Source organism: Aeromonas sp. QDB63 (assembly GCF_027707425.1).
Classification (GTDB): Bacteria; Pseudomonadota; Gammaproteobacteria; order Enterobacterales; family Aeromonadaceae; genus Aeromonas; species Aeromonas caviae.
Genome location: NZ_JAPCIS010000023.1, coordinates 1 through 26,980, shown reverse-complemented (window position 1 = coordinate 26,980; position 26,980 = coordinate 1). Strand labels below are relative to the sequence as shown.

The following is a 26,980-nucleotide window of genomic DNA, read 5'->3' as shown; positions in this document are numbered from 1 at the left end:
TCAAACGGGTTCATCCGCCGGGCTGGTCAGCTCGGCGCCGTTGTCGATGCGTTTGTGCCCTTCCACCAGGTGAACGAAGTCCACCAGCTCGTCGCCGGAGACACGGAATGCCTGACCGAATCCCTTGACGAACAGTCCCTGCTCGGGCTTGAGCCTAAACAGCACGAAGTCCTTGAGGTTGGAGAGCCCTTTGACTATCTCGCCGAAGCGCCCTTCCAACGCCGCAACGGCCTTCTCCCAGCGTGCGTCGTCGCGGGCCACCACCTCGGCGACCGCATCGAAGGTCAGACGCTTGCGGGCAAACAGCTCGCGGGCACCGGTTTCGTCCTCGATCAGCATCAGCGATACCTTGGGCACCTGTTGCAGGTTGCGGGCGTGGCGAGCTATCTCGGAGATGAGCACATAGTATCCATCTTCCTGCAGCACGAAGGGGGCATAGCTGGCATTGGGGTTGCCTTCGCCATCCACAGTGGCGAGCTGCAGGGTACGGCAACCGTCGCGGAACTCGCGGATCTCCGGTTGCAGGCGGTTTTGCAGGCGCTCCTGACGTTCACTCATGCTTTCACTTCCTCTTGATACTGACGGCGCAGGGCCATGAAACGCTCCACCTGCTCAGGCAGCAGTTGACGCTGCTCGTCCCGGCCCAGGTAGATCTTGAAAATGCAGCGGCCACTGTGGCCGAAGAACTGGAAGGAGTGCCCCTCCTTGCCCATGAAGAGCTTGCTAACCAGGGCGATGCCCGCCACGTTGTCGAGCTTGAGGTGGCCGTGCAGCTCCCCGTCCCGCCCCATCAGGTTGTAGTAGCCGCGCGCGTTCTTGCCCTTGGGGAAGGGAGCCTTCACTTCGAAGATGGAGCCATCGGATTCGACGATGGTGGTCACCTGACCCCAGCTGGCCAGGTTCGCCAGCAGGGCTTCGGCCTCCCCGGCCGGCACTTGCGTCATCAGGGCGGCAGGCAGATGGCGTACCACCTCCCACTCGCTGACGGCCAGCTCGGTGGCGAGGGTGGACGGGTGGGCGCTCGGGTCTTGCTCCAGCAGCGCGTGAATGCGTTGTGCAATGCTCATCGGTTCTCCCTGGATGATCTGGCGATGGTGCTCGGTGTCGCGGCGGATACTGTAATAAAGCACCTCAATTAACGCAATTGATAATCGCTTTCATTCTCAGTGCATTTTGATGGACGACTTGATATTCTCGGCGGCAACCCTATTTCATTCACCCTTCGGAGGTTCGCATGGGCCGTCGTTTTGCCCTCGCATTCAGCCTGCTCGGCTGTGCCCTTTCCCTCTCTTCCCCATCCGTCATGGCGGGGGAGCGTATCGTCAGCATAGGCCCGGCCACCACGGAACTCATCCTGGCACTGGGGGGCGAGCAGAGCCTGGTCGCCACCGATGTCAGCAGTCCGGAGCCCAGAGGCGTGCCCAAGGTCGGCTATCACCGTGCCCTCGCCGCCGAAGGGATCCTGAGTCTCTCTCCGACCCTGGTGGTCGGCAGCGACGAGATGGGCCCGAACAGCACGCTTGATCAGTTGCGCCGTGCCAACGTCAAGGTCGAGGTCATGGCCACAGCCCCTACGCTGGCCAACCTCAACGAGCGTATCGACACCCTGGCCCATCTCCTGGGTGACCAGGCGGCAGGGAGCAAGCTCAAGGAGGAGATTGCCGCCCAGAGCGATACCCTGGCGGCGCAGGCGAAGCAGAACAAGCCCCTCAAGGTCGCCTTCCTGCTGTTGCACAAGGGTCAGCCCACCAGCATCGCCGGTGGCAACACCACCGCCAGCGCCCTCGTCACCCTGGCGGGCGGCGTCAATCCGGTGGCTGGGCTCCACGACTACAAGCCCGTCTCCACCGAATCCCTCATCGAGCTGCAACCTGATCTGGTGCTGGTGAGCGGCCGCGACTGGCAGCAGTATCAGGATCCCGACGCCGTCCTGAGTCAGGTGCCCGCCCTGTCAGCCACCCCGGCAGGCAAGAACAAGGCTATCCACGCCATCGACGGACATGCCCTGCAAGGGGGCCTCAGCCTTCGTTCCTTGCAACAGGCGAACCAGATCGCCCAGTGGATCAAGCAGGGTTCCTGATGCGCCTGCCTCTGCCCTGGCTGCTCGCCCTGACCGGCTGCGCGCTGGCGTTGCTGCTGGTCGGGTCCCTCGCGACCGGCCCCATGTCCCTCTCCCTTGGTGAGAGCCTGCGCGCCCTGTTTGCCGGACCACAGAGCGGGATTGAGGCTCACAAATTATTGATCGTGCAGGAGATTCGTCTGCCACGAACCCTGCTCTGCATCGCCGTGGGGGGCATTCTCGGCCTCTGCGGCGCCGTGATGCAGGGACTGTTTCGCAACCCCCTGGCAGACCCCGGCATCATAGGGGTGTCGGGGGGGGCGGCACTCGGCGCGGCCCTGGCCATCGTGCTGCTCGCCCCGTTGGGCTCGCACCTGCAGAGCCTGCTCGGCCTGGGGTTGCTGCCCCTGCTCGCCTTTCTCGGCGGAGCCCTCACCACCACCCTCGTCTATCTGCTGGGTACCCGGGAAGGGGGCACCTCGGTCACCGTGATGCTGCTGGCCGGGGTGGCCATCACGGCGCTCTCCGGCGCCGTCATCGGACTGCTCACCTATCTCGCCGACGATCAGATGCTGCGCAACCTGAGCCTGTGGCAGATGGGCTCCCTGGCGGCAGGCAAGCCGGTCGATGTGACGCTGGCGCTGCTGACCCTGGCCGCTTTGCTGCTGCTGTTCATGCGCGATGCCAATCCCCTCAACGCCCTGCTGCTGGGAGAAGGAGAAGCACGGCATCTGGGGGTGAGCGTGCAGACACTGAAGCGTCGCCTCATCCTGCTCACCGCTGCCGGTGTCGGCGTGGCGGTGGCCGTGGCGGGCATGATCGGCTTTGTCGGCCTGGTGGTTCCCCATCTGGTACGGCTGCTGGCCGGTCCCAACCATGTCCGCCTGTTGCCGCTGTCTGCCCTGTTGGGGGCTGGCCTGCTGCTGGGGGCCGACATGCTGGCACGCACCCTGCTCGCTCCGGCCGAGCTGCCCGTCGGCATCATCACCGCCCTGCTGGGTGCCCCCTTCTTCATCTGGCTCTTGGTCAAGAGCCGCCGAACCCTGTAACAGGAGATCGCCACCTTGCCCGGATCCCCCTCCCCCCTGCTCAGTTGCCGGGGCCTTCGCCTCAGTCGCGGCAACCGGCTTATCCTGGACAGCCTGGATCTCGACCTGCATGCCGGCAGCCTGACCGCCCTGCTCGGCCCCAACGGGGCGGGCAAAAGCTCGCTGCTCAAGTGCCTGACCGGCGAGCTGGAACATGAAGGGGAGATCCACCTGTTCGGCCAGACCCGCAGGGGGTGGGCCGGCAACGCTCTGGCCCACCGGGTCGGTGTGCTGCCGCAAAGCTCCTCCTTGAGCTTCCCCTTCCTGTGCGAAGAGGTGGTGGCCATGGGCCGGCTGCCCCACAGCGAGCCTGCCAGCCGGCGCGACGAGATTGTCCGCGCCGCCATGACCCACGCCGGGGTCGACCATCTGGCGAACCGCCTCTATCCCGGCCTCTCCGGCGGGGAGCGTCAACGGGTGCAGTTCGCCCGGGTGCTGGCCCAGATCTGGCAGGCCCCGGAGGAACCGCAGCAAGCGCGGCTGCTGCTGCTGGACGAGCCCACCTCGGCGCTGGATCTCAAATACCAGCACCAGTTGCTCGCCATGGCCCGGGCGCTGGCCGGTCGCAACACCGCCGTGCTGGTGGTGTTGCACGACCTCAATCTGGCAGCCCGCTACGCCGATAGGCTGGTGATGCTGGAGCAGGGCAGGCTGATGGCTGACGGCAGCGCAGGCGAGGTGCTGACCCCGGCGCTCATCGCGCGACTCTACGACTACCCCGCACAGGTGATCCACCACCCCGAGAGCGGCGTCCCCATGGTGGTGTGACCCCCAGGGGCAGATAGCAACAGAGCGCCATCAGGCGCTCTGTCTTTTTGCGGTATCCAGCCCTGGGCTGACCAGCAGGGCAATCCCCTGGGCACATCAGGCTATCTGGTAGCGCCCCGGCTTGTGATTGAGTGTCAACACCAGATTACAGATGATGGCTGCCACCACGGAAAGCGCCAGCAGCCAGGGGGAGACCACGAAGAAAGAGGCGACCACGATGGCGCAATCCAGCCCCATTTGCAGCTTGCCTGCCCGCACACCCCATCTGTCCTGAATGAAGAGCGCCAGGATGTTGAAGCCCCCCAGGCTCGCCTTGTGGCGGAACATGATGAGCAGCCCCATGCCGATCAGGGTGCCGCCGATCAGCGCCGCATAGACGGGTTCGATCTTGCCGATTTGCAGCACGGCGTTGAGGTGATCCGTCATGAAGGAGACGGTGGCCACGGCGGCAAAGGTATTGAGGGTGAAACGCGGCCCCATTCTGAGCCAGGCCAGGGCATAGAAAGGCAGGTTCATGGCGAAGAACAGCAGGCCGAAGCTGATGCCGGTCACCTGTTGCAGCAGCAGCGCCAGGCCGGCGGTGCCACCGGTGAGCAGGCCGACCTGATGGAACAGGAAGATGCCGAGGGAAACGAAGCCTGCTGCGGTCAGCAAGGCGAGCACATCCTCATAGAGCGGGTGCGCAGAGCGTGAAGTGTTGTCCATAACCAGGTATCCAGTCGCGAAGCAAGAGAGTGTTGGCCGCCCGTCGGGCGGAGCGAGCCCCGTTAACCGGGGCTTCGTTATGCCGACAGTCTCCAATTTGAGTGAGATGGATCACAAGTCCCGCCCTTCACGCGCCAAAATGGTGCGCGTCATCCAGGCGTTACAATCCTTGCACCAAAATGTCCCACACTCACCGCCGGCCTGATGCTGAAAAACCTGAAACGGGCCGCTGCCCCCGCGCCCGAATCGTTCTAGAATGAGTCGCTTGTCACTGCCAGCGGAACAACAGCGGATGAGAGTCACCGTATTCGGAATAGGTTATGTCGGGTTGGTTCAGGCCGCCGTACTGGCGGAGATGGGTCACAAGGTGGCCTGCGTGGATGTGGATGCCGACAAGGTCGCGGGCCTGAAAGAGGGGCGCATTCCCCTCTTCGAGCCCGGTCTCGCCCCCCTGGTGCAGCGCAACCATCAGGCCGGTCGCCTGATCTTCACCACAGACCCGGCCCGGGCGGTGGAGTTTGCCGAGCTTATCTTCATCGCGGTCGGAACGCCGCCGGACGAGGACGGGTCTGCCGACCTCCATCAGGTAATGACGGTGGCGGACACCATAGGCCGCCTGATGCAAGGGGGCAAGGTGGTGGTCAACAAGAGCACTGTGCCTGTCGGCACCGCCAGCCGGGTACGGCGACACATTGCGGAGCGCCTCGCCGACCGTGGTCTCGACCTTCCGCTCGACGTGGTCTCCAACCCCGAATTTCTCAAGGAGGGCGTCGCCGTCGCCGACTGCCTGCGGCCGGATCGCATCATCATCGGCACCGACTCCGATCACGCCTTCTCCCTGCTGGAGAAGCTCTACGCCCCCTTCAACCGCAAGCGAGACCGCATCCTGCGGATGGATGCACGCAGCGCCGAACTGACCAAGTACGCCGCCAACGCCATGCTGGCGACCCGCATCTCCTTCATGAACGAGATGGCCACCCTGGCCGAAGCCCTGGGCGCCGACATCGAGGAGGTGCGCAAGGGTATCGGTGCCGATCCGCGCATCGGCCACCACTTCATCTACCCAGGCTGCGGTTATGGCGGATCCTGCTTCCCCAAGGATGTCAGGGCGCTGATCCACACCGCGAAGGAGGCGGGGTGCGAGACCCCCCTGCTGCGCTCGGTGGAGCAGGTCAACGAGGCGCAGAAGCACAGGCTCATGACCCGGCTGCACCACCATTTTGGTGCCAGTCTGTCGGGGCGCACCTTCGCGTTATGGGGACTCGCCTTCAAACCCAATACCGACGACATGCGCGAAGCCCCGAGCAGGGTGCTGATGGAGGCGATCTGGGCGGCAGGAGGCAAGGTGCAGGCGTTCGACCCCGAGGCCATGACCGAGGCCGCCCGCCTCTATAGCCAGCGGGCAGATTTGCTCCTGTGCGACACCCAGGAAGCCGCCCTTCAGGGGGCCGATGCCCTGCTCGTCTGCACCGAGTGGCAACAGTTCCGCGCACCGGATTTCGACCTGCTTCGCCAGACCCTGAAGCAGGCCATCATCTTCGACGGCCGCAACCTCTATGATCCGGCCCGTCTACGCCAGCGCGGTTTCACCTACTATGCCATCGGCCGTGGCGACAGCCTGGCTCATCAGGAGGAGCGATGAAGTACCTCGTCACCGGCGCCGCCGGGTTTATCGGATTTCATGTGGCGTGCAGGCTCTGTGGCGACGGCCATCAGGTGGTGGGGATAGACAACCTCAACGACTACTACGCGGTGAGTCTCAAGGAGGCGCGCCTCGCCCTGCTCACGCCTCTGCCCGGCTTTCGCTTCGAGCGCACCGATCTCGCGGACCGCGCGGCCATGGCTTCGCTCTTTGCCCGCGAGCAGTTTGACCGGGTGATCCATCTGGGGGCCCAGGCCGGGGTGCGCTACTCCCTGGACAACCCCTTCGCCTACGCCGACAGCAACCTCACCGGCCACCTCACCGTGCTGGAGGGGTGTCGCCAGACCCGAGTGCAGCATCTGGTCTATGCCTCCTCCAGCTCGGTCTACGGGCTGAACGAACAGATGCCGTTCAAACCGTCCGATGGGGCGGATCATCCCGTCTCCCTCTATGCGGCGAGCAAGAAGGCGGGGGAGCTGATGGCCCACTCCTACTCCCATCTCTACGGCCTGCCCACCACCGGGCTGCGCTTTTTCACCGTCTACGGCCCCTGGGGTCGGCCCGACATGGCCCTGTTCAAGTTCGTACACGCCATCCTGAACGGCGACCCCATCGACCTCTACAACCAGGGCCAGCTCAGCCGGGATTTCACCCATGTCGACGACATCGTCGAGGGGGTAGTGCGCATCTCAGACAGCCCCCCCGCGGGCGATGCCCACTGGCAGGGAGCCCCGGACGCCAGCCCGGCCCCCTATCGCCTCTTCAACATCGGCAACGGCAGCCCGGTCAGGCTGCTGGACTTCGTGGATGCCATCGAGTCGGCCCTCGGCAAACGGGCCATCCGCAACATGCTGCCCATGCAGCCCGGCGACGTGCTCGCCACCTGGGCCGACACCCGCTCGCTGTTCGACGCCACGGGCTATCGCCCCCGTATCGGGCTCAAGGAAGGTGTAGACAGCTTTGTCCGCTGGTATCGGGACTACTACCGGGTCTGAGCCAAACGAGGTGGCAGGGTCCCCTGGCTCAGACCCTGCGCTCAGGATGAAGGGGTATAGCTGAAGGGCACCATGGTGGGGGAGAGCCCACGACAGGCGGGTTTGAGGGCCTGCGGGCCTGCCAGCAGCCAGTCGGTGCGGTGACGGTTGCCGAGGTTTTCCATCTTCGCGGGGTCAAAACACCTCACCATCAGGTCGGCGCTCCCCAGTACCCAGCGCCCGGGGGCAGCCCCTATCCAGGCGGCAGCTTCCCGGGCCTGCTCCCCGTCCCCCATCAGATAAGGGTAATGTTTCACTGGTTGCAGGCTAAACAGCAGATGCTGCTCCTTGAATCCCGCCAGCAGCAGTTCATCCCCCGCAGGCACCTTCTGCGCCGCCAATGCCATGACTGCCTGAGGGGTGCGCACCTCGTTGAGGCGCACGCTGATCCAGCAGGAGTAGATCAACCACCCCACCGCCAGGGAGCTGAGAATGGCGGTCAGTGGCGCCCGGCGAAGCCAGGCATTGATCAGCAGCAAGGATCCCCCCAGCACCAGCAGGGGAAGCCAGGGATCCGGCCCCAGTTCCCCCAGACGGCTGGCCACTCTGTCGCTAAATGCCAGCACCAGAGCCCCCACCAGCCCTGCCCCCCCCAGCAGCCAGCCGAGCCCGGCCAGCAGTCGCCCCGGCCAGACCCGGACCAGCAGGGTGCCGATGAAGGGTGCGGTAAGGAGCGCCAGGGCGGGCGTACCGGGTGTGATGTAGACGCCCCGCTTGCCCGGCGAGCAGGAGAAAAACAGCACCACCAGCACCAGATAACCCAGCAGCAGCAGGATACGCCTGTCCTGCGCCCGGATGGCGCGCCGCCAGGCCACCACCAGCCAGGGCAGCAGCAGGGAGAGCGGCAGCCAGAACGGCGGGATCACCGAGGTGAGGTAGTACCAGAAGGGTTTGACGTGGTGCCAGGCGCTGGTATAGCGAGTCACCGTCTGGCGCAGCAGTATGTTGTCTCTGTAGGCCAGCAGGAGGGGATCTCCGCTTCGGGTCACGGCCTCCAGCATGGGGACCAGCCAGAGGCCCATCGCCAGGGCCATGGCCAGCGGCCCGAGCAGGGCCTTCAGCCAGGCTGACAAAGGCGCGGCGCGGATTTGTGCCCTGTGGGTCCAGAGCGCGGGAAGCAGCACCAGCAGGGCCAGTACTCCCACCCCCTTGGTGATGACGCCAAGCCCCGCGGCAAACCAGCCGAGCCAGTACCAGCGCCACCCGCCACCGCAGAGGAGGAAGCGCAGAAAACCATAGAGACCGAGGGTGATGAAGAAGGTGACCAGGCCGTCGATCTGCGCCGTCTTGGCCTGCAGGGTGAACTGGACGGTAAAGAGCAGCAGCAAGCCCGCCAGAAATCCCGTCGCCGGATCCCACAGGCGGCGCCCCAGATCCCACACCAGCAAGATGGTCAGCAAGCCAGACAGCAGGGAGGGCAGCAGAAAGGCCACCTTGATAGAGCCAGTCAACACATAACCGATCGCGATCCCCCACATAAACAGCGGCGGCTTGTCCGGATAGAGCTCCCCGCCGCGCATGGGGAAGAGCCACTGGCCACTCTCCACCATCTCCCGGGCGATCAGGGCGAAGCGCGGCTCGTCCGCCGGCCAGGGATCCCGCAGACCCAGCCCGGCCCCCAGCACCACCAGCGCGATCAGCAGCAACCAGCCAAGGGACGTCTGATTGAGCAGGGTGCGATCACTCACCATGACGGGCCTCCCCGGTCACTGCCTTGTCCCGCCGCCAGCCCCGATGCTGGATATCGAGATAGAGGCTGTAGAGTGCGGTGAAGGTGGGGAAGAGGTTTTGCAGCACGCCGACGGAGTCCTGCTTGGGAGAGAAGGTGAAGTAACTGAGCGTCATCAGGCTGCCGAGCACGCTCATGTACCAGAACAGGCGCGGGATGACGGGTCGTCCCGCCCGCCTGGACGCCAGAAACTGCACCAGCCAGCGTCCGCCGAACATCAGCGCCCCTGTGTAGCCGATCAGCTTCCAGCCGGTGACATGCACCCCGGTCCAGTCCAGCCAGTCGATGGGGGTAGACAGCCAGGTGTCCATCACTCCAGCATCTCCCGGATTTCAACCACCTTGGATCGGCGCAGCAACCACCAGACCCCGACCACGTCCACCAGCCCGACCCAGAGCCGGTTCCAGACCCCGTATTTGGAGATGCCCGCCTGGCGTGGCCTGTGGTTGACCGGCCAGGGCGCCATGCGCCCCCCTTGTGCCTGGATCAGCGCGGGGATGTAGCGGTGCATGTGATTGAAGGCGGGCAGTTTCAGATACCAGTCGCGACGCACCACCTTGAGCCCGCAGCCGGTATCCGGAATGCCGTCGCGCAGCAGCAGATCGCGAAAGCCGTTGGCCAGCTTTGAAGAGAGGCGCTTGACCCAGTCGTCACGGCGGTTGACCCTGTGGCCGATGAGGCCCACCTGGTATGGATCGCTCTGGTAGCGGCGCATCGCCTCCTCCAGCATGGCGGGAATGTCGGCGGGATCGTTCTGACCATCGCCGTCGAGTACCACCAGCCAGTCGCCACGCCCGTGGCGCACACCGCTCAGCACCGCCATGCTCTGGCCCACGGCATGGACATGGCACAGCACCCTCAGCCTGGTGAAACGCGTCTGCAAATCGCGCAGCACCACATGGCTGTCGTCCACACTGCCATCGTCCACATAGATAAGTTCGTACTCGAACCTGCCCCCAAGGGCGGCATCTATTTCGCCGACAAGCGGGGCCAGATTGTCCCGCTCATCCTTGGCGGGTACCACGACAGAGATATCGACCGATTCGACCATATGCACATCCTGCCCTCATCAGAGGCGCTATCGATTCACCCGGCAGACCCGACGACATTGCATCGAGGCCTGGCTGACATCATGCAAATACAAGGCGTTAGAAAACAACTGTGTCAGCATATTGAACTTCAATTAACAAATCTATCAAAGCAGTCACTGACCCGGGAGCCATACCGCCTCTCCTCTGCACCAAAAGTTCCATACCGTTTTCATCTCTGCCGCTCACCCACATAACCAGATGTTCCATCTGCTGGCTGGCGTCCCTCCCCGGATCGGGCCTATATGTTGCGGATACCAACGACGAGGTTTCCATGAAAAAACGACTCTGGGGCTGGGGACTCCTGATACTGCTCGCCACCACTTCCCACGCAGATCCCTTTCGTCAGGCCCCCAAGGCCATGAGCGCACTGCGCCAGGGCGCCGCCATGGAACAGGGCAATCCGCGGCAGGCCATCGCCCACTACTGCACCGCCGCCAACCTTGGCAACCCGGAAGCCTATTACCGCATCGGCCGCCTGCTGGCCCGCGGCCCCCAGGGGATCCGCAATGCCCGCAGCGCCAACGCCTACCTGGCCATGGCCATGCGCCTTGGCAACCAGCAAGCCGCCCGTTACTACAACGAGCGGGTCGGCAATGCGCCCCTGGGTACCTGCGGCATTGGAGGCGGTGGCGGAGCCCCCTGGGTGCGCCCCAGTACCCCCTTCGATCAGGAGCGCTACCTGGCCAGACAGTCACAGGCCAAGCAAAAGCTGGCCGTCATGATCCGCCAGGCCGCCCAGCGTCACAAAGTGGACCCTCAACTCGCCCTGGCCATCGCCATCGCCGAATCCAATCTGAACAGTACCGCCGTCTCCCCCAAGCAGGCGCAGGGCGTCATGCAGCTCATTCCCGAAACCCAGGCCCGCTTCGGCGTGACCCGGCCGTTCGATGCCCAGCAGAACATCCGTGGTGCCATGATCTACCTGAAGTGGCTGGAGAAGCAGTTCGGTCCGGACTGGGTGAGGATCAGCGCCGCCTACAACGCCGGGGAGCAGGCCGTGCTGCGCCACGGCGGTGTGCCGCCCTATCAGGAAACCCAGGAGTATGTGCAGCGGGTGCTCTACTACTCGGGGCAGGATCCTGACAAACCGGCCCGCCGCAACTCACCGCGCTGAGCTTACCCGGTTGCCCCTCTTCCCTCGCGCCTGTCGGCCGTCCCGGCCTGCGGCGCCCGGCTTTGCCGCCCCTCTCCCATTGGTTTACAATCGACGGGTTTTTTGGAACCGGGTTGACGGCCCGTCGGCCCGGCCCCACCACGACATCAGTTTGTTAATGCCAAGACATTAAACTGCTGAAAGGAAGAGAATTAGCCAATGGCTCAATTTATTTACACCATGAACAGGGTTGGCAAGGTCGTGCCGCCCAAGCGTCATATTCTCAAGAACATATCCCTCTCCTTCTTCCCGGGGGCCAAGATAGGCGTGCTGGGTCTGAACGGCGCCGGGAAATCGACCCTGCTGCGCATCATGGCGGGTATCGACACCGAGATCGAAGGGGAAGCCCGTCCGCAGCCCGGCATCAAGATTGGCTACCTGCCCCAGGAGCCGAAGCTGGATCCGGAGCAGACCGTACGCGAAGCGGTCGAAGAGGCGGTCGGCGACGTCAAACGCGCCATGGCGCGCCTCGACGAGGTCTATGCAGCCTACGCCGACCCGGATGCGGATTTTGACAAGCTGGCCCGCGAACAGGGCGAGCTGGAAGCCATCATCGCCGCCCAGGGCGGCCACAACATGGAAAACCAGCTGGAGCGTGCGGCCGACGCCCTGCGCCTGCCGGCCTGGGATGCCCAGATCAAGCACCTCTCCGGGGGTGAGCGCCGCCGGGTAGCCCTGTGCCGCCTGCTGCTGGAAAAACCGGACATGCTGCTGCTGGACGAGCCGACCAACCACCTGGATGCGGAATCCGTGGCCTGGCTGGAGCGCTTCCTGCACGACTACGAAGGCACCGTCGTGGCCATCACCCACGACCGTTACTTCCTCGACAACGTGGCGGGCTGGATCCTGGAGCTGGACCGCGGCGAAGGCATCCCCTGGGAGGGCAACTACTCCTCCTGGCTGGAGCAAAAAGATGCCCGTCTGGCCCAGGAAGCGAGTTCCGAAGCCGCCCGTCGCAAGTCCATCGAGAAGGAACTGGAGTGGGTTCGTCAGAACCCGAAAGGCCGTCAGGCCAAATCCAAGGCTCGTATGGCTCGCTTCGAAGAGCTCAACACCAACGACTACCAGAAGCGCAACGAGACCAACGAGCTGTTCATTCCGCCCGGACCGCGCCTGGGCGACAAGGTGGTGGAGGTGGCCAACCTCTGCAAGTCCTATGGCGACCGCCAGCTGATCGACGATCTCTCCTTCTCCATTCCGAAGGGTGCCATCGTCGGCATCATCGGTCCGAACGGTGCCGGTAAATCGACCCTGTTCCGCATGATGTCGGGTCAGGAGCAGCCGGATTCCGGTTCCATCACCCTGGGTGACACCGTGGTGCTGGCCTCCGTGGATCAGTTCCGCGACAGCATGAACGACAAGAAGACGGTGTTCGAGGAAGTCGCCGACGGCCAGGACATCCTGCGCATCGGCAACTACGAGTTCCCGAGCCGCGCCTACATCGGCCGCTTCAACTTCAAGGGTTCCGACCAGCAGAAGCGGGTCGGCGAGCTCTCCGGTGGTGAACGTGGCCGTCTGCACCTGGCCAAGCTACTGCAGACCGGCGGCAACGTGCTGCTGCTGGATGAACCGACCAACGATCTGGACATCGAAACCCTGCGCGCCCTCGAGAACGCCCTGCTGGAGTTCCCGGGTTGCGCCATGGTCATCTCCCACGACCGCTGGTTCCTCGACCGCATCGCCACCCACATCCTGGACTACCAGGACGAGGGCAAGATCGAATTCTTTGAAGGCAACTTCACCGAATACGAAGAGTGGAAGAAGAAAACCTACGGTGCCGAGGCTATCCAGCCGCGCCGCGCCAAGTACAAGCGCATTGCCAAGTAAGGCGAGGCAACAGCCGCGCCGCCAGGTATGACGTCACAAGGGGAGCCGGGGCTCCCCTTTTTTGCCTCTTCTGACTTACAATCTCCACCTCTACCCCAGCGATAGCGACCCATGACCCAAGCCTCCACCACCAGACTCACCATCCAGATCCGGCTCGAACCCGGCTGTCTGGGGCCGGATGGCAAGCAGCACATCGATACCTTCTGCGCGGCCGCCAACCGGATCCTCGCCGCCATCGAACCCCGACGAGTGCACTGGGTGCTGCTGCCCCGCCATGACAAGCAACTGGCCGAGCAGGCCAACTTCCTCGATGGCCGTCCCTTGAGCGAAACCCAGGCCACCCTGCTGCTACAACGCATGGGGTTGGCCCTCGATCCCTTGCTGGAGCAGAGCGATGCCGTGCTGAGCCAGCTTATCGAACGCTACCAGAAAAACCGTTGATCCCGATGTGGAAACGGGGCTCTATTGGTCCCCTTTTTCCTGCCTCCGGGGGAAAACGTTTGAATTTTTACTCTATTCATTGATCCGCCTCGCACATCCGGGGTTTGTAAACCTGGCCGCCTGTGTGAAAATGTGCGCGCTGTCACGGTATCAGGACGAGTCTGGTCACTTCACCGCCAGAATCAGGGTCCGTCGCCCCGCATGGATGGGCCGGGCCTCCTGCTGCCTATTTCACGTCACCCATTGGAATCCAACATGAATCAACCACATCACGCTACCGGGCAGACCGCCAGCCCGGCTGCCGGGCAGGGATTGCTCGAGCGCCTGTTTGCCCTGCGCGGTCATGGCACCACGGCCCGCACCGAGGTGATCGCCGGCATCACCACCTTCCTGACCATGGTCTACATCGTCTTCGTCAACCCGCAGATCCTCTCTGCGGCCGGCATGGACACCCAGGCCGTGTTCGTTACCACCTGCCTCATCGCCGGCATCGGCAGCATCCTGATGGGTCTGCTGGCGAACCTGCCCATCGCCCTGGCTCCCGCCATGGGCCTCAACGCCTTCTTCGCCTTCGTGGTGGTGGCCGGCATGGGCTACTCCTGGCAGGTCGGCATGGGCACCATCTTCTGGGGTGCGCTGGGCCTGCTGATCCTGACCCTGCTGCGGGTACGCTACTGGCTCATCGCCAACATTCCCCTGACCCTGCGGGTCGGCATCACCGCCGGCATCGGTCTGCTCATCGCCCTGCTCGGCCTGCACAATGCCGGCATCGTGGTCGCGAGCCCCGCCACCATGGTGACCGTGGGCAACCTCACCTCCCTGCCCTGCCTGCTGGGATTGTTGGGATTCTTCCTCATCTGCATCTTCTCCGCCCGTGGCGTCCACTCCGCCGTGTTGATCGCCATCGTGGTGACCACCACCCTGGGCTGGCTGTTCGGCGACGTCACCTTCAAGGGCTTCGTCTCCGTACCGCCGAGCATCACCCCCGTCTTCGGCCAGCTGGATCTGATGGGATCGCTGGACATCAGCCTCGCCGGGATCATCTTCTCCTTCATGCTGGTCAACCTGTTCGACTCTTCCGGCACCCTAATCGGCGTGACCAACCGCGCCAAGCTGGCGGATGACAAGGGACACTTCCCGCGCATGAAGCAGGCCCTGGTGGTCGATAGCGTCAGCTCCGTCGGCGGCGCTTTCATGGGGACCTCGTCCGTGACGGCCTACATCGAGAGCAGCTCCGGCGTCGCCGTCGGCGGTCGCACCGGCCTGACCGCCATCGTGGTGGGCATCCTGTTCCTGCTGGCCATCTTCTTCTCTCCGGTCGCCGCCATGGTGCCGGCGTATGCCGCAGCGGGGGCCCTCATCTACGTGGGCGTGCTGATGTGCTCCGAGCTGACCCGGGTGAAGTGGGAAGACCTGACCGAAGCGGTGCCGGCCTTCATGACCGCGGTGATGATGCCGTTCAGCTTCTCCATCACCGAGGGGATCGCCGTGGGCTTCATCTCCTACTGCGTGATGAAGGCGGGCACCGGCCGCTGGCGCGAGATCAACCCCTGCGTGCTGGTGGTGGCTCTGCTCTTCGTCCTCAAGTTTGTCTGGGTCGATGCCCACTGATTTTTCTTCCATGAAAAGAAAAACCAGACTCTGAAAACAAAAATGCCCGTCATCGACGGGCATTTTTTTTGGCGGGTACAGGGCTCAGCGAATACCGCGGGCCTCGCGGATCCACTCCCAGGCTTGCTGGATCTCCTGGGTCTTCTCCTTGGCCATCTCCATCATCTCGGGGGGCAATCCCTTGGCAGCCAGCTTGTCAGGGTGATGCTTGCTCATCTCCTTGCGATAGGCACGCTTGATCTCCTGATCGCTGTCGCTCTCGTTCACCCCAAGCAACTGATAGGCATCCTTGAGGCGATCCCGGGAGGGGGGCTCCTGACGGTATTGCTGCCCCTGGCCACTGCCCTGCTGTTGCTGACGGTGGAAGAAGTTCATCTGGGCCTCGGCCATGGCCAGAATGCGGGCCAGCTCGATGCGACTGAACCCCAGCTCGTCGGCGATGGTTTGCAGGATGGCCCGCTCGTTCGCCTCCACCTGACCGTCGGCGAAGGCGGCCTGCAGCTGGACCTCGAGGAAGAAGCGCAGGATGTCACGCTGCCCCAGGCTCGCCTGGCGAAACTCCGCCAGGGTCTCGCGCAGGGGGAAGTCCGCCTCCTTGCCAAGGCGGAACGACTCCTGAGCCCGTACCCGCTGCTCTCCGGCCAGCCGCATCCTGTCCATCAGGTTGGACGCGACCCGTATTTCGTGCTCGGTGACCTGGCCGCTCGCCTTGGCGATGTGGCCCATGACGGCGAAGGTGGCATGGAAAAAGACGGCCTGTTGCTGCTGGCTGGGTGCCCGCTGGAAGGCCCCGCGGATCCCCATGCCCCGATCGAAGCGATGGCCGATCCACAGGCCCAGCAGGGCACCGAAGATGTTGCCGAGCAGAAAACCGAAGAAGGTGCCAAGCACCTTGCCCCAAATACGCATGGTTCAAGACCTCGTGATGTTAATGGGTGCCGGCGAGCAGTTGCTCGTCCAGCTCGCGCAGCCGATCCACTGTGCCGATGTCGCGCCACTCGCCAGCCAGCAGGCTGCCACCCACCCGTCCCAGCGCCATCCAGTCGCGCAGCAGGGGGGCCAGCTTGCGCACCCCGCAGGGCAAGCCGGCAAAGGCGGCGGGGTGATAGAGGCCGACGCCGCTGAAGGTGAGGGCCGGGGTGTCCAGCACCCGACCCGCTTGCAGGGAGAAGTCCCCTTGCGGATGCTGGGGAGGGTTGGGCACCAGCCAGAGGTGGGCGAGATCCTCCCCAAGCGGCTGGTTCACCAGAGCGCGATAATCCAGGTCGAGCCAGGTATCGCCGTTGATCACCAGAAAGGGTTCGCTGCCCAGCAGAGGCAGCGCCTGCACGATGCCGCCGGCGGTCTCGAGCGCGCTCTCTTCGGCCGACCAGTGGATGGATACCCCGAGCGCACTGCCATCGCCGAGTGCCGCCACCAGCTTGTGTCCGAGCCAGGCGTGGTTGATGACAAGTGTGGTCACGCCGGCTGCCTTGAGTTTTTCGATATGGTGCACGATGAGCGGCTTGCCCCCCGCCGCCAGCAGCGGCTTGGGCAGCAGATCGGTGAGCGGGCGCATCCGCTCCCCCCGCCCCGCGGCCAGGATCATCGCCTTCATGGTGTCACCCCGGTGCGCGCCAATCCGGGCAGCACCACCTGCTCCAGCCACTGGCCGAAGCGGGCCAGCACCGGATAGGCGGCGCCATGGCTGCGACAAACATCGACCACATAGCCGAGGGTGCGGGGAATGTCCTTGAGGTAGCCGGCCTTGCCATCGCGGTGATAGAGGCGGGTGAAGAGACCCGCCGCCTTGAGATGGCGCTGCATGCCGGTGAGATCGGCTGCGCGACGAAACGCGGCATAGTCCAGATTGCCGAGCAGGCCGGCCCCTTGCAGGGTGTCGAAGCCAAGTCGCATGCCCTGCTCGATCACCGCGTCCGGCCAGCGCACGTAGCAATCTTTGAGCAGGGAAACTAGGTCATAGCTCAGCGGCCCGATGACCATGTCCTGGAAGTCGATAAGGGCGAGGTCGCTCTCCTTCGGGTTCATCCCGCCGCACACCATCAGGTTGCGGCTGTGGAAGTCCCGGTGCATCACTCCTTGTGGCTGGGCCTGGTTGCTCGCCGTGAGGCAGGCGAAGGTCTCCGCCAGCAACTGCAGCTCTTCATCGCTCAGGGTCAGTTGTAGGTGATGTCCCAGCAACCACTCGGGGAAGATGGCATTTTCGCGGGCCATGAAGGCCTCATCGAAGGGCTCGAGCTCGAGCGCCACAGTGCCGAGCCTTGGCAGCAGGGCGATGGCCTTGCCATACCAGGCCAGTACGCTCGCTTCGTTCAGGCAGCCGATAAGCTGGGTATCCCCCAGGTCCGTCACCGCCAGCAATCCCTGCTCGTAGTCGACCCCCTTTACCTCGGGGGCCAGCAGCCCCGCATCGTGCAGGGCGGTGGCATTGCGAACGAATTCATGATTTTTTTCGGTTTTCGGATTAGCATCCACCCACACCAGACCGCCGCCCCGGAAGTAGCGGCGGAAACTGGCGTCACCGGAAATAAGCGTCAACGAGAGGTTGGCGTCACCGGAAATCCGGCGAGCCCATTGCAAAAGCAGGGAAGCGCGATCGTGCATGAGTCGGGAACCAAGTTGGAAAGCAGCACTTGGCTGTTAGCCCTGGCCGCAATAATGCTTTATCATTGCCGGCTAACATAAAGCAATGACATGCAATGTCAACTCGATGGATCCTGACATAAAATGCATGCCCTGAATCCACCGTTTTTACTACGGATTGCGCGAGCCTTTCACATGACAAAATGGACACTGGGATACTCCTGTCCCATCGCCCTGACCATCAGCCTTGTTCCTGCCCTGAGCCCGCTCATGGCCCAGGCAGCGCCACTCAATGCGCCACCCGCTACCGGGATCCTCGACAGCCTCTGCTATGACTATGTTCCCAAGATAGAGAAGCCCAGTGCGGACCAGGACGCCAATGCCCAGCCCGTCGAGGTGGATGCCGATCGCCTGGAGGCCAAGCAGGGCGGTACCGCCGTCTACGAGGGTGACGTCAAGGTGCGCCAGGGCGTGCGCAAGTTCGACTCCGACTATGCCCAGCTCGACCAGAAGAGCCGGGATGTCATCGCCATCGGCAACATCTATTACAACGATGGCCAGATCACGGTCACCAGCGACAAAACCCTGAAATCCAACCTGGACACCAAGAACTCCGAGTTGGAAGAGGGCAAGTATCAGGTCCATGGCTCACCGGTGCGCGGCTTCGCCGAAAAGGTGACCATGACCAACAACAACCAGAACATCACTCTGGAAGGGGCCCAGTACACCACCTGCCCACCGGGCCAGGAGGCCTGGACCCTGAAGGCCGGCAGCATCGACATCGATCAGTCCGAGGTATTTGGGGAGGCCTGGAACGCCAGCCTCTGGCTCTATGACTATCCGGTCTTCTACTTCCCCTATATCAACTTCCCCATCAAGGATGAGCGCAAGACCGGTCTGCTCTACCCGGGCTATACCCAAAGCTCCAAGAACGGTATGGACATCACCCAGCCGTTCTACTGGAACATCGCCCCCAACTACGATGCCACCATCACCTCCCGCTTCATGGACAGACGGGGCCTGATGGAACAGGTCGAGTTCCGCTACATGCCGGACCCGGCCCACGTGGGGAGCCTCTACTTCGAGAACCTGGCGGACGACAAGCAGTACGACGAGACGGCCAGCCTCAATCAGCATCTCTCTGATGGTCACCGTTACCTGCTCAGTGCCCGCCACACCTCCATGTTCATGGACAACGCCATGCGGGTGTCGGTGGACTACACCAAGGTACGGGACCAGGACTACAACTACTTCAACGACTTCACCCCCAAGGTGGGGACCCAGGTCGACAACCAGTTGCAGCAATCCCTGAAGGCGGGTTACTACCAGCAGAACTGGAACCTCGATGCCGAGGTACGGACCTACCAGATCCTGCTGGCCAGCGCCCAGCAGCCCCACGAGCTGATGCCGCGCATCAACCACAACTACTACCAGCAGGGCAGCTGGTACGATCTGGCCTGGAATACCGAGCTGACCAACTTCGGCTACAACAACGATCAGGCCATCGAGCAGAACAAGGGTGAAGCCTACACCGGCACCCGGGTCTACACGGCCCCCACCCTGACTATCCCCCTCGTTGACGAGGCGGGTTACTTCCTCGACAGCCAGTACAAGCTGATGTACACCCGTTACGACCAGACGGTGCCTGACCAGATGAGCAGCACCTTCACCAATCGTTTCACCCCGAGAGAGGGCGGCGACGTCACCCTGGAAGAGGGGACCATCACCCGGGTACTGCCCTCGTTCCGTCTCAAGGGCGGCATGACCTTCGAGCGGGATCAGCAGTGGTTTGGCGAGGGTGCCAACCAGACCCTGGAGCCTGAATTCCAGTACCTCTATGTGCCCTACAAGGATCAGGACAACATCGGTGTCTATGACTCCACCACCATGCGCCAGGACTACTACAGCCTCTTCAGCGATCGCCGCTTCGCCGGTCTGGACCGCATCAGCGACTCAAACCGGCTCTCCTTGGGGGTCACCACCCGCATTTATGATCCGGCCGGGGATGAACGAATCCGGTTGGCCGTTGCCCAAGCCTTCGACTTCGTGGCGCCCAGGGTCAAGCTTTACAGCAGCGATGAGCTGAGCACCAATACCCGCTCCCCGCTGTCGTTCGAGGGTGACGCCAAGATCAACGAGCAGTGGTATGCCCATGCGGGGGCACAATATGATATGGAACAGCGCCAGATAAGCTCTGCCAACAGCGCCCTGGAATACCGTCACGAAAAGTTGATCAGCCAGTTGAACCACCGCTTCGTGCGGGATGCCAACTACGACCTCGACCACAAGGGCCAGGTGACGGATCTCAACCAGATCGGCCTGCTGCTGACCACCCCGCTGGACGATCGCTGGCACCTTTATGGCGGCTACTATCAGGAGCTCAACCAGAACGTCAAAGTGGACCGCAAGGTGGGTCTGAAATACGACTCCTGCTGCTGGAGCATCAACTTCAACCTGGAATGGGTCAACACGCCAGACAACGTGAACCTGACCCCGACGTCCGAGCGCAGCCTCGGCATTCAATTTGAAATGAAAGGATTGGGTAGCGTGGGTACCGGCTCCAAGGGCACTTCCCTGGACACCGAAGCACTGCCTTACATTCGTCCGTTTAACCTGCGAGACCAGTAACCGGTCTGGCAAACGCCTTGAGAGATGGATATGAAGAAGACGTTGATTTCCCTGCTGACCGCAGGCCTGTTCGGAGTCATGAGCCAGGGTGCACTCGCCGCCCCCGAGCTGATGGACAAGGTGCTGGCCGTGGTCAACAAGGATGTGGTGCTGGCCAGTCAGCAGGAGGCCCTGGTGCAAAAGGTCAAGGCCTCTGCCCAGGAGAGCGGCCAGTCCCTGCCCGATGACGTCACCCTGCGCAAGCAGGCACTGGATCGCCTGATCCAGGAGAGCCTGCAACTGCAACTGGCGGAGCGCCAGGGGCTCAAGATCAGTGACACCCAGCTGGAACAGGCCATCCAGAGCATTGCCGCCGACAACAAGATGAACCTGGAGCAACTGCGCGCCCAACTGGAGCGGGAAGGCCTGACCTACGCCCAGTACCGTGAGGAGGTGCGCCGCGAGATCCTGATGAACGAGGTGCGCCGCAGCCAGGTCCGCCGTCGCATCAACATCTCCGATCAGGAGGTCAAGCAGGTGGTCGAGGCCCTGAGCAAACAGGGCCAGCAGCAGACGTCATATCATATCGGCCATATCCAGGTCGCGCTGCCGGACAACCCGAATGCCGAGCAGCTCAACGCTGCCAAGGCAAAGATCGAGCGCATTCTGGCGTCCCTGAAAGAGGGGGCCGACTTCCGCAAGCTGGCCATTGCCGAGAGTAACGGTCCCAAGGCGCTGGAAGGGGGTGACTGGGGCTGGTTGAGCCCGCAGGAGATGCCCACCCTGATGGCGGAAGCCGTGCAAGGGGCCGGCAAGGGTGACATCGTCGGCCCGCTGCGCTCCGGCGCCGGTCTGCACATCATCAAGATCTTCGACACCAAGGGTCAGCAACAGGTCATGCAGACCGAGGTCAAGGCGCGCCACATCCTGATCAAGCCCTCCATCATCCTGAGCGAGGAGAAGGCCAAGGGCACCCTGGACGGCATCCTGCACGACATCAAGAGCGGCAAGGCCAGCTTTGCCAGCATGGCAGAGAAATACTCCGAGGATCCGGGCTCTGCGGTGCAGGGTGGCGAGCTGGGCTGGTCTGATCCCAACGTCTATGTGCCGGAATTCCGCGACATGCTGGGTCGCCTGCAACCGGGCCAGATCAGCGAACCCTTCCGCACCAGCCACGGCTGGCACATCGTGCAGCTCGAGGATCGCCGCAGCCAGGACGCCACCGGCAAGGCCCAGGAGCAACGCGCCTACCAGCTCATCTTCAACCGCCGCTTCGCCGAAGAGTCCCAGGCCTGGCTGGATGAGCTGCGCGACGAAGCCTACATCCAGATCGAACCCAATTGATGGGCGACACGCAGATGATCAAGGCGCATCCAGGGCACACCGAGGCACAACAGAGCTGCCACCGGCTTGCCATCACCCCGGGTGAACCGGCCGGGATCGGTCCGGATCTGGTCCTGCAGATTGCCCAGCAGGATTGGCCCCATCAGCTGGTGGTGATCGTCGATCCCGCCCTGCTGCGCGAACGGGCCGCCCTGCTGGGGCTGCCCGTCGAGCTTGAACCCTATGACGAAAGCGCCCCCACTCGTCCGCAGCGGGCGGGGACTCTGACCGTCTGCCCCGTGCCGCTCGGCGCCCCCGTGGTGCCAGGCAAGCTGGATGAGGGCAACGGCGCCTATGTGCTGGCTACCTTGCAGCGCGCCTGCGACGGCAACCTGAGCGGCGAATTTGCCGCCGTGGTGACCGGGCCGGTGCACAAGGGGATCATCAACCAGGCGGGCGTCTCGTTCAGCGGTCACACCGAGTTCTTCGCCCAGCAGTCCGACACCGCCGATGTGGTGATGCTGCTGGCCACCGAAGGGCTGAGAGTGGCCCTCGCGACCACCCATATTCCCCTTGCCTATGTGGCCAAGGCCATCACCGAGGATCGCCTTGGCAAGGTGATCCGCATCCTGAATGCGGATCTCAAGCGCAAATTCGGCATCGAACAGCCCCGGATCTATGTCTGCGGCCTCAATCCCCATGCCGGGGAAGGGGGTCATCTGGGCCGTGAAGAGATCGATGTCATCGAACCCGCCCTGGCCGCCCTGCGCCAGGAAGGGATCGATCTGGTCGGCCCGCTGCCGGCCGATACCCTGTTCCAGGACAAATACCTCAAGGATGCGGATGCGGTACTCGCCATGTACCACGATCAGGGGCTGCCCGTGCTCAAGTACAAGGGCTTTGGCAACTCGGTCAACATCACCCTCGGACTTCCCTTCATCCGTACCTCGGTGGACCACGGCACCGCGCTGGATCTGGCAGGCAAGAACCTGGCAGACCCCGGCAGCCTCACCACCGCGATCAACCACGCCATCCAGATGGTAGAGAAAAAAAGATATGAGCAGTAAGGTGCACATGGGCCACACGGCCCGTAAGCGTTTCGGTCAGAACTTCTTGCACGACCGGTATGTGATCGACCAGATAGTGGCCGCCATCAACCCGCAACCGGGTCAGAATCTGGTGGAGATTGGCCCGGGTCTGGCCGCGCTCACCGAGCCGGTCGCCGCCCAGATGGACAAGATGACCGTGGTCGAGCTGGACCGGGATCTTGCCGCACGTCTGCGCGAACACCCCACCCTGAAAGAGAAGCTGACCGTCATCGAAGCCGATGCCATGCGCTTTGACTTCAGCACCCTGATGGGGGAAGGCAAGGGGCCGCTGCGCATCTTCGGCAACCTGCCCTACAACATCTCCACCCCGCTCATCTTCCACCTGTGCGAATTTGCCGACCGGGTGGAGGACATGCACTTCATGCTGCAAAAGGAAGTGGTGCTGCGTCTGGCCGCCGGCCCGGGCAGCAAGGCCTATGGCCGTCTGAGCGTGATGACCCAGTACTACTGTCAGGTAGTGCCGGTGCTGGAAGTGGGCCCGGGCGCCTTCAAGCCGGCGCCGAAGGTGGATTCCGCCGTGGTGCGTCTGATCCCGCACAAGAACCCGACTATCGTCGCGAAAGACATTCGTTGCCTGAACCGGGTCTGCACCGAAGGCTTCGGCCAGCGTCGCAAGACCATTCGCAACAGCTTCTCCAACTTCATCACCGACGCCCAGCTGACCGAGCTTGGCATCGATGGCAACCTGCGCCCGGAGAATCTCTCCCTCGAGCAGTTCGTCACGATCGCCAACTGGCTGGCCGACCAGCAACAGGCCTGATCCCATGACCCAAGCCCGGATAGTGGTCCGCCCCCACCCCAGCTATGTGGCGGGAACCGCAGATCCCTACCATTTTCTCTATCGCATCGAGATTGAGAACCTGGGTCCGGGCACGGTGCAACTGCTGCATCGACGCTGGCTCATTACGGATGCCAATGGCAAGATGCTGGAAGTGGAAGGTCCCGGCGTGGTCGGTGAACAACCCCTGATCGCCCCCGGCGAGACCTTTTCCTACCAGAGTGGCGTTCCCCTAGCCACACCGCTTGGCGTGATGGAAGGCAGCTACATCCTGCAGGATGAATCGGGGCAACAATTCGAAGCCCCCATCGCCCCCTTCACGCTGGCCGTCCCCAACATAATCAACTGAGGTTTCATGGCGAACTGTTTCGTCGGTGATATCCAGGGCTGCTACGACGATTTGCGCCGTCTGCTGGATCTTGCCGAGTTCGACTTCGATAACGACACGCTCTGGCTGTGCGGCGATCTCGTCGCCCGGGGGCCGGACTCCCTCAACACCCTGCGTTTCGTCAAATCACTGGGGCAGCAGGCCGTCACCGTGCTCGGCAACCACGACCTGCATCTGCTGGCGGTAGCCCACGGGGTCGCCCCGCTCAAGAAGAAAGACAAGCTGCAGGCGCTGATGGAGGCCCCGGATCGGGACGAGCTGCTGGAGTGGCTGCGTCACCGTCCCCTGCTGGCAGAACACCCCGACCTGCCCATCATGATGGTGCATGCGGGCCTCTCCCCCGCATGGGACGCCCACACCGCCCGCAGTTGTGCCCGGGAGGTGGAGAGCCTGCTGCGCGGGGATCAGTACAGCTGGCTGCTGCACAACATGTATGGCGATCAGCCCGACAGCTGGAACGACAACCTGCTAGGCATAGAGCGTTACCGCTACATCATCAACAGCTTCACCCGGATGCGCTTTTGCTACTTCGACGGGCGCCTCGACTTCAAATGCAAGAAGGGCCCCACCGAATCGACCCCGGGCCTGCGCCCCTGGTTCGAGCAGCGCGAGCACCATGTGGATGACCCCATTCTGGTCTTCGGCCACTGGGCGGCCCTGATGGGCAACACCGGCAAATCCGATATCAAGGGACTCGACACCGGGTGCGTCTGGGGCAACAGCCTCACCCTGTGGCGCTATGAAGATGATGCCCTGATCGCGACCCCCTGCCCTACCTACGCCAAGTGACGATAAGCGGCTGAATCTGAGCAACCCTGTGGTGCCATGAAGATGATGCCCTGATCGTCACTCACAGTCCCGCCAACGCCAAGTAGCTGCAGACAATAAAACAAAACGGGCCCGGTATTGCCGGGCCCGTTTTTTATGGTGCACAGCTCACCCTAGAGCTTGCGTCCCAGTCGTTTCTCGATCTGCTGTCGCTCCCACTCGGGGCCGAACAGCTTGAAGGGCTGGAACAGGTTGATGGCATGGGAGATCAGCCCCAACCCCCAGCCCAGTGCCGGCCACCAGGCCCAGATATAGCCCGGGTTGCTCAGGTAGTTGATGACAAACAGCCCGCATATTACCAGCAGGTAGCTGGCGATGTGGTAATAGAAGCCCTTGAGCCCCTCCACATAACGCATGGCGGCCCGCTCCTCTACCGATACCCGAATCGGATCCCGTTCCATCGTGTCACTCCCTCTCATCTCATGCTCCTGTTGGCTTGTACCGTCAAGTTGCGCCACCTCGAGCTCAAAGACGGCGGCCAGGGCCTTGAGGGATTCCAGTCCGGGCTGCTGACCCTGCTCGATCCGCTGAATGGTGCGAACGCTCAGGCCGGTAAAGGCGGCCAACTGCTCCTGTGACCAGCCCCGCTGCAATCTCAACTTCCTGACGATCATCTCGAACTCCTTGTGGTTGATTGACGGGGCCAGCATAGGGGCCGGAGGGTGGCATGCGACACGACAGCAGCCTGACACCAACCTGACTTTCCTTTTAATTCAGTGCATTAGATAAAATAGAGAGGGCAAAAACCCCATCTTTCCTCCCCACAACGCCCCCTCTCGATGACCTGACAGCAGGGCGACAGAGGCGCTTCTAGCAAGATAGCGCCCTGCTCTTCGGGGAGTCGAGCTTATAGCGCCTGCATCAGCTCGGCGGCAATTTCAAAGGAGCGCAGCCTCGCCTGGTGATCGACGATGGGGCCGTTGAACATCAGCTCGTCGGCACCGGTCTCGGCCAGCAGGGCCTTGAGGCCGTGGCGTACCCGATCCGGCTCCCCCACCAGGGAGCGAGCCAGGGTCTGCTCCATCGCCATCAATTCGCGGGGAGACCACTCATCCCCCAGCGTCTGCACCGGCAGTGGCAGCTTGCCGGCATCCCCCCGGTAAAGACGCAGGAACTGCTGCTGCAGGGTGGTGAACAGGAAGCGGGCCTCACGGTCGGTGTCGGCGGCGATCAGATTCACGCACACCACTGCATGGGGTTTGGGCCAGCGGGCAGAGGGGCGGTATTGGGTACGGTAGATCTCCAGCGCCTGCAGCAACATGGCGGGAGCGAAGTGGGAGGCAAAGCCGAACGGTAACCCCATGGCCGCAGCCAGTTGGGCACTGTAGAGGCTGGAGCCCAGCAGCCAGATGGGCACATGGAGTCCCTGACCCGGCACCGCCTGCACGGCACCGACCTCGTCGCCAAAATAACTCATCAGTTCGCGTACATCCGCCGGGAAATCATCCACCTCGCCGCTGCGCTGGCGGCGCAGCGCCTGCATGGTGCGCTGATCGCTGCCAGGGGCGCGGCCCAGGCCGAGATCGATGCGATCCGGATAGAGGGAACTTAGCGTACCGAACTGCTCCGCAATGACCAGGGGGGAGTGGTTCGGCAACATGATGCCGCCAGCCCCGAGCCGCAACGTCGTGGTGCCCCCGGCCAGGTGGCCAATCAGCACCGCTGTGGCGGCGCTGGCAATGCCCGGCATGTTGTGGTGCTCCGCCAGCCAGTAGCGATGGTAACCCCAGCGCTCCGCATGGCGAGCCAGATCCAGCGAGTGGCGAAACGACTCGGCCGGCAGACCACCTTCGGGAACGGGCACCAGATCCAGCACGGAATAGGGGACGACAGACATGGGACACTCCATTGGTTCACAGGGCGTTTATCAGGGGAGCAATGTAGCACGAGATATCTGAACGAATCATCTCACCACAGGGGCAAGGACGCAGCGTGAAGGCCGGCTGTTGATTTGGGGCTGAAGAGCGCAAGATCGAGTCCTAGGCTTTTTGTCATCCAGCAAGCACACTGTTAGGGAAGGTGCGAACAAGTCCCTGATATGAGATCATGTTTGTCATCTGGAGCCATGAAAAAGGGTTCATTATGAGTCATCAGCTCACCTTCGCCGACAGTGAATTCAGCAGTAAGCGCCGTCAGACTAGAAAAGAGATTTTCTTGTCCCGCATGGAGCAGATTCTGCCATGGCAAAACATGGTGGAAGTCATCGAGCCGTTTTA

The 26,980-nt window shown here is 63.0% G+C and carries 26 protein-coding genes and 1 pseudogene; 16 read left to right on the top strand and 11 right to left on the bottom strand.

The features are described from left to right. Together hutZ and hutX are read right to left on the bottom strand one after the other, a co-directional pair. Positions 1–558, bottom strand: a complete 558-nt coding sequence (gene hutZ / locus PG879_RS14290; protein WP_010673228.1) for a heme utilization protein HutZ — start codon at positions 556–558, stop codon at positions 1–3. After that, complete coding sequence (gene hutX / locus PG879_RS14285; protein WP_042881286.1) at positions 555–1,067, bottom strand: heme utilization cystosolic carrier protein HutX; 513 nt, start codon at positions 1,065–1,067, stop codon at positions 555–557. Before hutX ends, hutZ begins: the two co-directional genes overlap by 4 nt. A 167-nt stretch (positions 1,068–1,234) precedes the next feature. Here hutX and PG879_RS14280 point away from each other — a divergent pair, with 167 nt between their 5' ends. From PG879_RS14280 to PG879_RS14270, 3 genes are read left to right on the top strand one after another with little or no spacing between them, the layout of a single operon-like run. Then, positions 1,235–2,080 (top strand): heme/hemin ABC transporter substrate-binding protein, encoded by an 846-nt coding sequence (locus PG879_RS14280; RefSeq protein ID WP_103260746.1) that lies wholly within the window; start codon positions 1,235–1,237, stop codon positions 2,078–2,080. Continuing rightward, a complete protein-coding gene (locus tag PG879_RS14275; RefSeq protein ID WP_164882007.1) occupies positions 2,077–3,108 on the top strand; it encodes a FecCD family ABC transporter permease in 1,032 nt (343 codons plus the stop codon). Before PG879_RS14280 ends, PG879_RS14275 begins: the two co-directional genes overlap by 4 nt. A 15-nt stretch (positions 3,109–3,123) precedes the next feature. After that, positions 3,124–3,915, top strand: a complete 792-nt coding sequence (locus PG879_RS14270) for a heme ABC transporter ATP-binding protein (RefSeq protein ID WP_042864344.1) — start codon at positions 3,124–3,126, stop codon at positions 3,913–3,915. A gap of 96 nt (positions 3,916–4,011) precedes the next feature. Here the strand turns inward: PG879_RS14270 and PG879_RS14265 are convergent, their stop codons facing one another. Next, positions 4,012–4,620 carry a YitT family protein gene (locus PG879_RS14265; RefSeq protein ID WP_039040037.1) on the bottom strand — a complete coding sequence of 203 codons (609 nt, stop codon included), beginning with the start codon at positions 4,618–4,620 and terminating at the stop codon, positions 4,012–4,014. Between the two features lie 292 nt (positions 4,621–4,912). Here PG879_RS14265 and PG879_RS14260 point away from each other — a divergent pair, with 292 nt between their 5' ends. Both PG879_RS14260 and PG879_RS14255 read left to right on the top strand, forming a co-directional pair. Next, entirely contained in the window at positions 4,913–6,262 is a 1,350-nt protein-coding gene (locus PG879_RS14260; protein WP_270830347.1) for a UDP-glucose dehydrogenase family protein, read from the top strand. Beyond that, on the top strand, positions 6,259–7,257 hold the full coding sequence (locus PG879_RS14255; protein ID WP_202015623.1) for an NAD-dependent epimerase: 999 nt from the start codon (positions 6,259–6,261) through the stop codon (positions 7,255–7,257). Before PG879_RS14260 ends, PG879_RS14255 begins: the two co-directional genes overlap by 4 nt. 41 nt (positions 7,258–7,298) lie before the next feature. On the opposite strand, the gene PG879_RS14250 is transcribed toward PG879_RS14255, so the two are convergent. From PG879_RS14250 to PG879_RS14240, 3 genes are read right to left on the bottom strand one after another with little or no spacing between them, the layout of a single operon-like run. Continuing rightward, positions 7,299–8,987, bottom strand: coding sequence for an ArnT family glycosyltransferase (locus PG879_RS14250; protein ID WP_210600394.1), 1,689 nt, complete (start codon positions 8,985–8,987; stop codon positions 7,299–7,301). Beyond that, positions 8,977–9,336: a lipid-A-disaccharide synthase N-terminal domain-containing protein gene (locus tag PG879_RS14245; RefSeq protein WP_210600392.1), complete on the bottom strand. Its 360-nt coding sequence runs from the start codon at positions 9,334–9,336 to the stop codon at positions 8,977–8,979. The genes PG879_RS14250 and PG879_RS14245 overlap by 11 nt, the downstream gene beginning before the upstream one ends. After that, entirely contained in the window at positions 9,336–10,076 is a 741-nt protein-coding gene (locus tag PG879_RS14240; RefSeq protein WP_210600390.1) for a glycosyltransferase family 2 protein, read from the bottom strand. Before PG879_RS14240 ends, PG879_RS14245 begins: the two co-directional genes overlap by 1 nt. A 311-nt stretch (positions 10,077–10,387) precedes the next feature. On the opposite strand from PG879_RS14240, the gene PG879_RS14235 reads away from it, so the two are divergent. The 4 genes from PG879_RS14235 to PG879_RS14220 all read left to right on the top strand — a co-directional run bounded on the left by PG879_RS14235 (position 10,388) and on the right by PG879_RS14220 (position 15,148). Continuing rightward, positions 10,388–11,230: a lytic transglycosylase domain-containing protein gene (locus PG879_RS14235; protein WP_048208292.1), complete on the top strand. Its 843-nt coding sequence runs from the start codon at positions 10,388–10,390 to the stop codon at positions 11,228–11,230. Between the two features lie 198 nt (positions 11,231–11,428). After that, positions 11,429–13,096 (top strand): energy-dependent translational throttle protein EttA, encoded by a 1,668-nt coding sequence (gene ettA / locus PG879_RS14230; protein ID WP_010673216.1) that lies wholly within the window; start codon positions 11,429–11,431, stop codon positions 13,094–13,096. 111 nt (positions 13,097–13,207) lie between these two features. Continuing rightward, entirely contained in the window at positions 13,208–13,537 is a 330-nt protein-coding gene (locus tag PG879_RS14225; RefSeq protein WP_270830346.1) for a hypothetical protein, read from the top strand. Positions 13,538–13,792: 255 nt separating this feature from the next. Continuing rightward, positions 13,793–15,148, top strand: coding sequence for an NCS2 family permease (locus tag PG879_RS14220; RefSeq protein ID WP_104454691.1), 1,356 nt, complete (start codon positions 13,793–13,795; stop codon positions 15,146–15,148). Positions 15,149–15,232: 84 nt separating this feature from the next. Here PG879_RS14220 and djlA read toward each other — a convergent pair whose 3' ends face one another. The 3 genes from djlA to PG879_RS14205 are packed head-to-tail and all read right to left on the bottom strand — an operon-like array spanning position 15,233 to position 17,752. Then, on the bottom strand, positions 15,233–16,057 hold the full coding sequence (gene djlA, locus PG879_RS14215) for a co-chaperone DjlA (protein ID WP_069784555.1): 825 nt from the start codon (positions 16,055–16,057) through the stop codon (positions 15,233–15,235). 19 nt (positions 16,058–16,076) lie between these two features. Then, a complete protein-coding gene (murU, locus tag PG879_RS14210; RefSeq protein WP_201996042.1) occupies positions 16,077–16,745 on the bottom strand; it encodes an N-acetylmuramate alpha-1-phosphate uridylyltransferase MurU in 669 nt (222 codons plus the stop codon). Continuing rightward, positions 16,742–17,752 carry an aminoglycoside phosphotransferase family protein gene (locus tag PG879_RS14205; RefSeq protein WP_052816415.1) on the bottom strand — a complete coding sequence of 337 codons (1,011 nt, stop codon included), beginning with the start codon at positions 17,750–17,752 and terminating at the stop codon, positions 16,742–16,744. Before PG879_RS14205 ends, murU begins: the two co-directional genes overlap by 4 nt. Before the next feature lie 174 nt (positions 17,753–17,926). Here PG879_RS14205 and lptD point away from each other — a divergent pair, with 174 nt between their 5' ends. Genes lptD through PG879_RS14175 form a run of 6 tightly spaced genes read left to right on the top strand, consistent with a single transcriptional unit; the run spans position 17,927 to position 24,725 of the window. After that, the gene (gene lptD / locus PG879_RS14200) at positions 17,927–20,359 is read left to right on the top strand and encodes an LPS assembly protein LptD (RefSeq protein ID WP_039040025.1); all 2,433 of its coding nucleotides are present in this window, start codon (positions 17,927–17,929) and stop codon (positions 20,357–20,359) included. A gap of 30 nt (positions 20,360–20,389) precedes the next feature. Next, positions 20,390–21,682, top strand: coding sequence for a peptidylprolyl isomerase SurA (gene surA, locus PG879_RS14195; RefSeq protein WP_010673209.1), 1,293 nt, complete (start codon positions 20,390–20,392; stop codon positions 21,680–21,682). Next, positions 21,682–22,728, top strand: coding sequence for a 4-hydroxythreonine-4-phosphate dehydrogenase PdxA (gene pdxA / locus PG879_RS14190; protein WP_246875544.1), 1,047 nt, complete (start codon positions 21,682–21,684; stop codon positions 22,726–22,728). The genes surA and pdxA overlap by 1 nt, the downstream gene beginning before the upstream one ends. Further along, positions 22,718–23,530: a 16S rRNA (adenine(1518)-N(6)/adenine(1519)-N(6))-dimethyltransferase RsmA gene (gene rsmA / locus PG879_RS14185; protein ID WP_010673207.1), complete on the top strand. Its 813-nt coding sequence runs from the start codon at positions 22,718–22,720 to the stop codon at positions 23,528–23,530. Before pdxA ends, rsmA begins: the two co-directional genes overlap by 11 nt. Before the next feature lie 4 nt (positions 23,531–23,534). Further along, positions 23,535–23,897, top strand: coding sequence for a Co2+/Mg2+ efflux protein ApaG (gene apaG, locus PG879_RS14180; protein ID WP_010673206.1), 363 nt, complete (start codon positions 23,535–23,537; stop codon positions 23,895–23,897). Between the two features lie 6 nt (positions 23,898–23,903). After that, positions 23,904–24,725, top strand: a complete 822-nt coding sequence (locus tag PG879_RS14175; protein ID WP_210601814.1) for a symmetrical bis(5'-nucleosyl)-tetraphosphatase — start codon at positions 23,904–23,906, stop codon at positions 24,723–24,725. A gap of 152 nt (positions 24,726–24,877) precedes the next feature. Here PG879_RS14175 and PG879_RS14170 read toward each other — a convergent pair whose 3' ends face one another. After that, positions 24,878–25,378 (bottom strand): 2TM domain-containing protein, encoded by a 501-nt coding sequence (locus PG879_RS14170; protein ID WP_206865755.1) that lies wholly within the window; start codon positions 25,376–25,378, stop codon positions 24,878–24,880. A gap of 233 nt (positions 25,379–25,611) precedes the next feature. Beyond that, entirely contained in the window at positions 25,612–26,601 is a 990-nt protein-coding gene (locus PG879_RS14165) for a luciferase-like monooxygenase (RefSeq protein WP_210601815.1), read from the bottom strand. A 245-nt stretch (positions 26,602–26,846) separates the two neighbouring features. On the opposite strand from PG879_RS14165, the pseudogene PG879_RS14160 reads away from it, so the two are divergent. Beyond that, positions 26,847–26,980 (top strand): annotated as a pseudogene (locus tag PG879_RS14160) (IS5/IS1182 family transposase); the annotation flags it as partial.

Excerpts from the sequence above, each read along its gene's own strand:
- PG879_RS14175 (WP_210601814.1), top strand. The coding sequence starts at position 23,904 with ATGGCGAACTGTTTCGTCGGTGATATCCAGGGCTGCTACGACGATTTG.
- PG879_RS14240 (WP_210600390.1), bottom strand. The coding sequence starts at position 10,076 with ATGGTCGAATCGGTCGATATCTCTGTCGTGGTACCCGCCAAGGATGAG.
- lptD (WP_039040025.1), top strand. The coding sequence starts at position 17,927 with ATGACAAAATGGACACTGGGATACTCCTGTCCCATCGCCCTGACCATC.
- PG879_RS14235 (WP_048208292.1), top strand. The coding sequence starts at position 10,388 with ATGAAAAAACGACTCTGGGGCTGGGGACTCCTGATACTGCTCGCCACC.
- PG879_RS14220 (WP_104454691.1), top strand. The coding sequence starts at position 13,793 with ATGAATCAACCACATCACGCTACCGGGCAGACCGCCAGCCCGGCTGCC.
- PG879_RS14205 (WP_052816415.1), bottom strand. The coding sequence starts at position 17,752 with ATGCACGATCGCGCTTCCCTGCTTTTGCAATGGGCTCGCCGGATTTCC.
- PG879_RS14280 (WP_103260746.1), top strand. The coding sequence starts at position 1,235 with ATGGGCCGTCGTTTTGCCCTCGCATTCAGCCTGCTCGGCTGTGCCCTT.
- PG879_RS14165 (WP_210601815.1), bottom strand. The coding sequence starts at position 26,601 with ATGTCTGTCGTCCCCTATTCCGTGCTGGATCTGGTGCCCGTTCCCGAA.
- hutZ (WP_010673228.1), bottom strand. The coding sequence starts at position 558 with ATGAGTGAACGTCAGGAGCGCCTGCAAAACCGCCTGCAACCGGAGATC.
- PG879_RS14250 (WP_210600394.1), bottom strand. The coding sequence starts at position 8,987 with ATGGTGAGTGATCGCACCCTGCTCAATCAGACGTCCCTTGGCTGGTTG.
- PG879_RS14225 (WP_270830346.1), top strand. The coding sequence starts at position 13,208 with ATGACCCAAGCCTCCACCACCAGACTCACCATCCAGATCCGGCTCGAA.
- djlA (WP_069784555.1), bottom strand. The coding sequence starts at position 16,057 with ATGCGTATTTGGGGCAAGGTGCTTGGCACCTTCTTCGGTTTTCTGCTC.
- PG879_RS14245 (WP_210600392.1), bottom strand. The coding sequence starts at position 9,336 with ATGGACACCTGGCTGTCTACCCCCATCGACTGGCTGGACTGGACCGGG.
- pdxA (WP_246875544.1), top strand. The coding sequence starts at position 21,682 with ATGGGCGACACGCAGATGATCAAGGCGCATCCAGGGCACACCGAGGCA.
- murU (WP_201996042.1), bottom strand. The coding sequence starts at position 16,745 with ATGAAGGCGATGATCCTGGCCGCGGGGCGGGGGGAGCGGATGCGCCCG.
- PG879_RS14265 (WP_039040037.1), bottom strand. The coding sequence starts at position 4,620 with ATGGACAACACTTCACGCTCTGCGCACCCGCTCTATGAGGATGTGCTC.
- ettA (WP_010673216.1), top strand. The coding sequence starts at position 11,429 with ATGGCTCAATTTATTTACACCATGAACAGGGTTGGCAAGGTCGTGCCG.
- PG879_RS14255 (WP_202015623.1), top strand. The coding sequence starts at position 6,259 with ATGAAGTACCTCGTCACCGGCGCCGCCGGGTTTATCGGATTTCATGTG.
- PG879_RS14260 (WP_270830347.1), top strand. The coding sequence starts at position 4,913 with ATGAGAGTCACCGTATTCGGAATAGGTTATGTCGGGTTGGTTCAGGCC.
- surA (WP_010673209.1), top strand. The coding sequence starts at position 20,390 with ATGAAGAAGACGTTGATTTCCCTGCTGACCGCAGGCCTGTTCGGAGTC.
- rsmA (WP_010673207.1), top strand. The coding sequence starts at position 22,718 with ATGAGCAGTAAGGTGCACATGGGCCACACGGCCCGTAAGCGTTTCGGT.
- hutX (WP_042881286.1), bottom strand. The coding sequence starts at position 1,067 with ATGAGCATTGCACAACGCATTCACGCGCTGCTGGAGCAAGACCCGAGC.
- PG879_RS14170 (WP_206865755.1), bottom strand. The coding sequence starts at position 25,378 with ATGATCGTCAGGAAGTTGAGATTGCAGCGGGGCTGGTCACAGGAGCAG.
- apaG (WP_010673206.1), top strand. The coding sequence starts at position 23,535 with ATGACCCAAGCCCGGATAGTGGTCCGCCCCCACCCCAGCTATGTGGCG.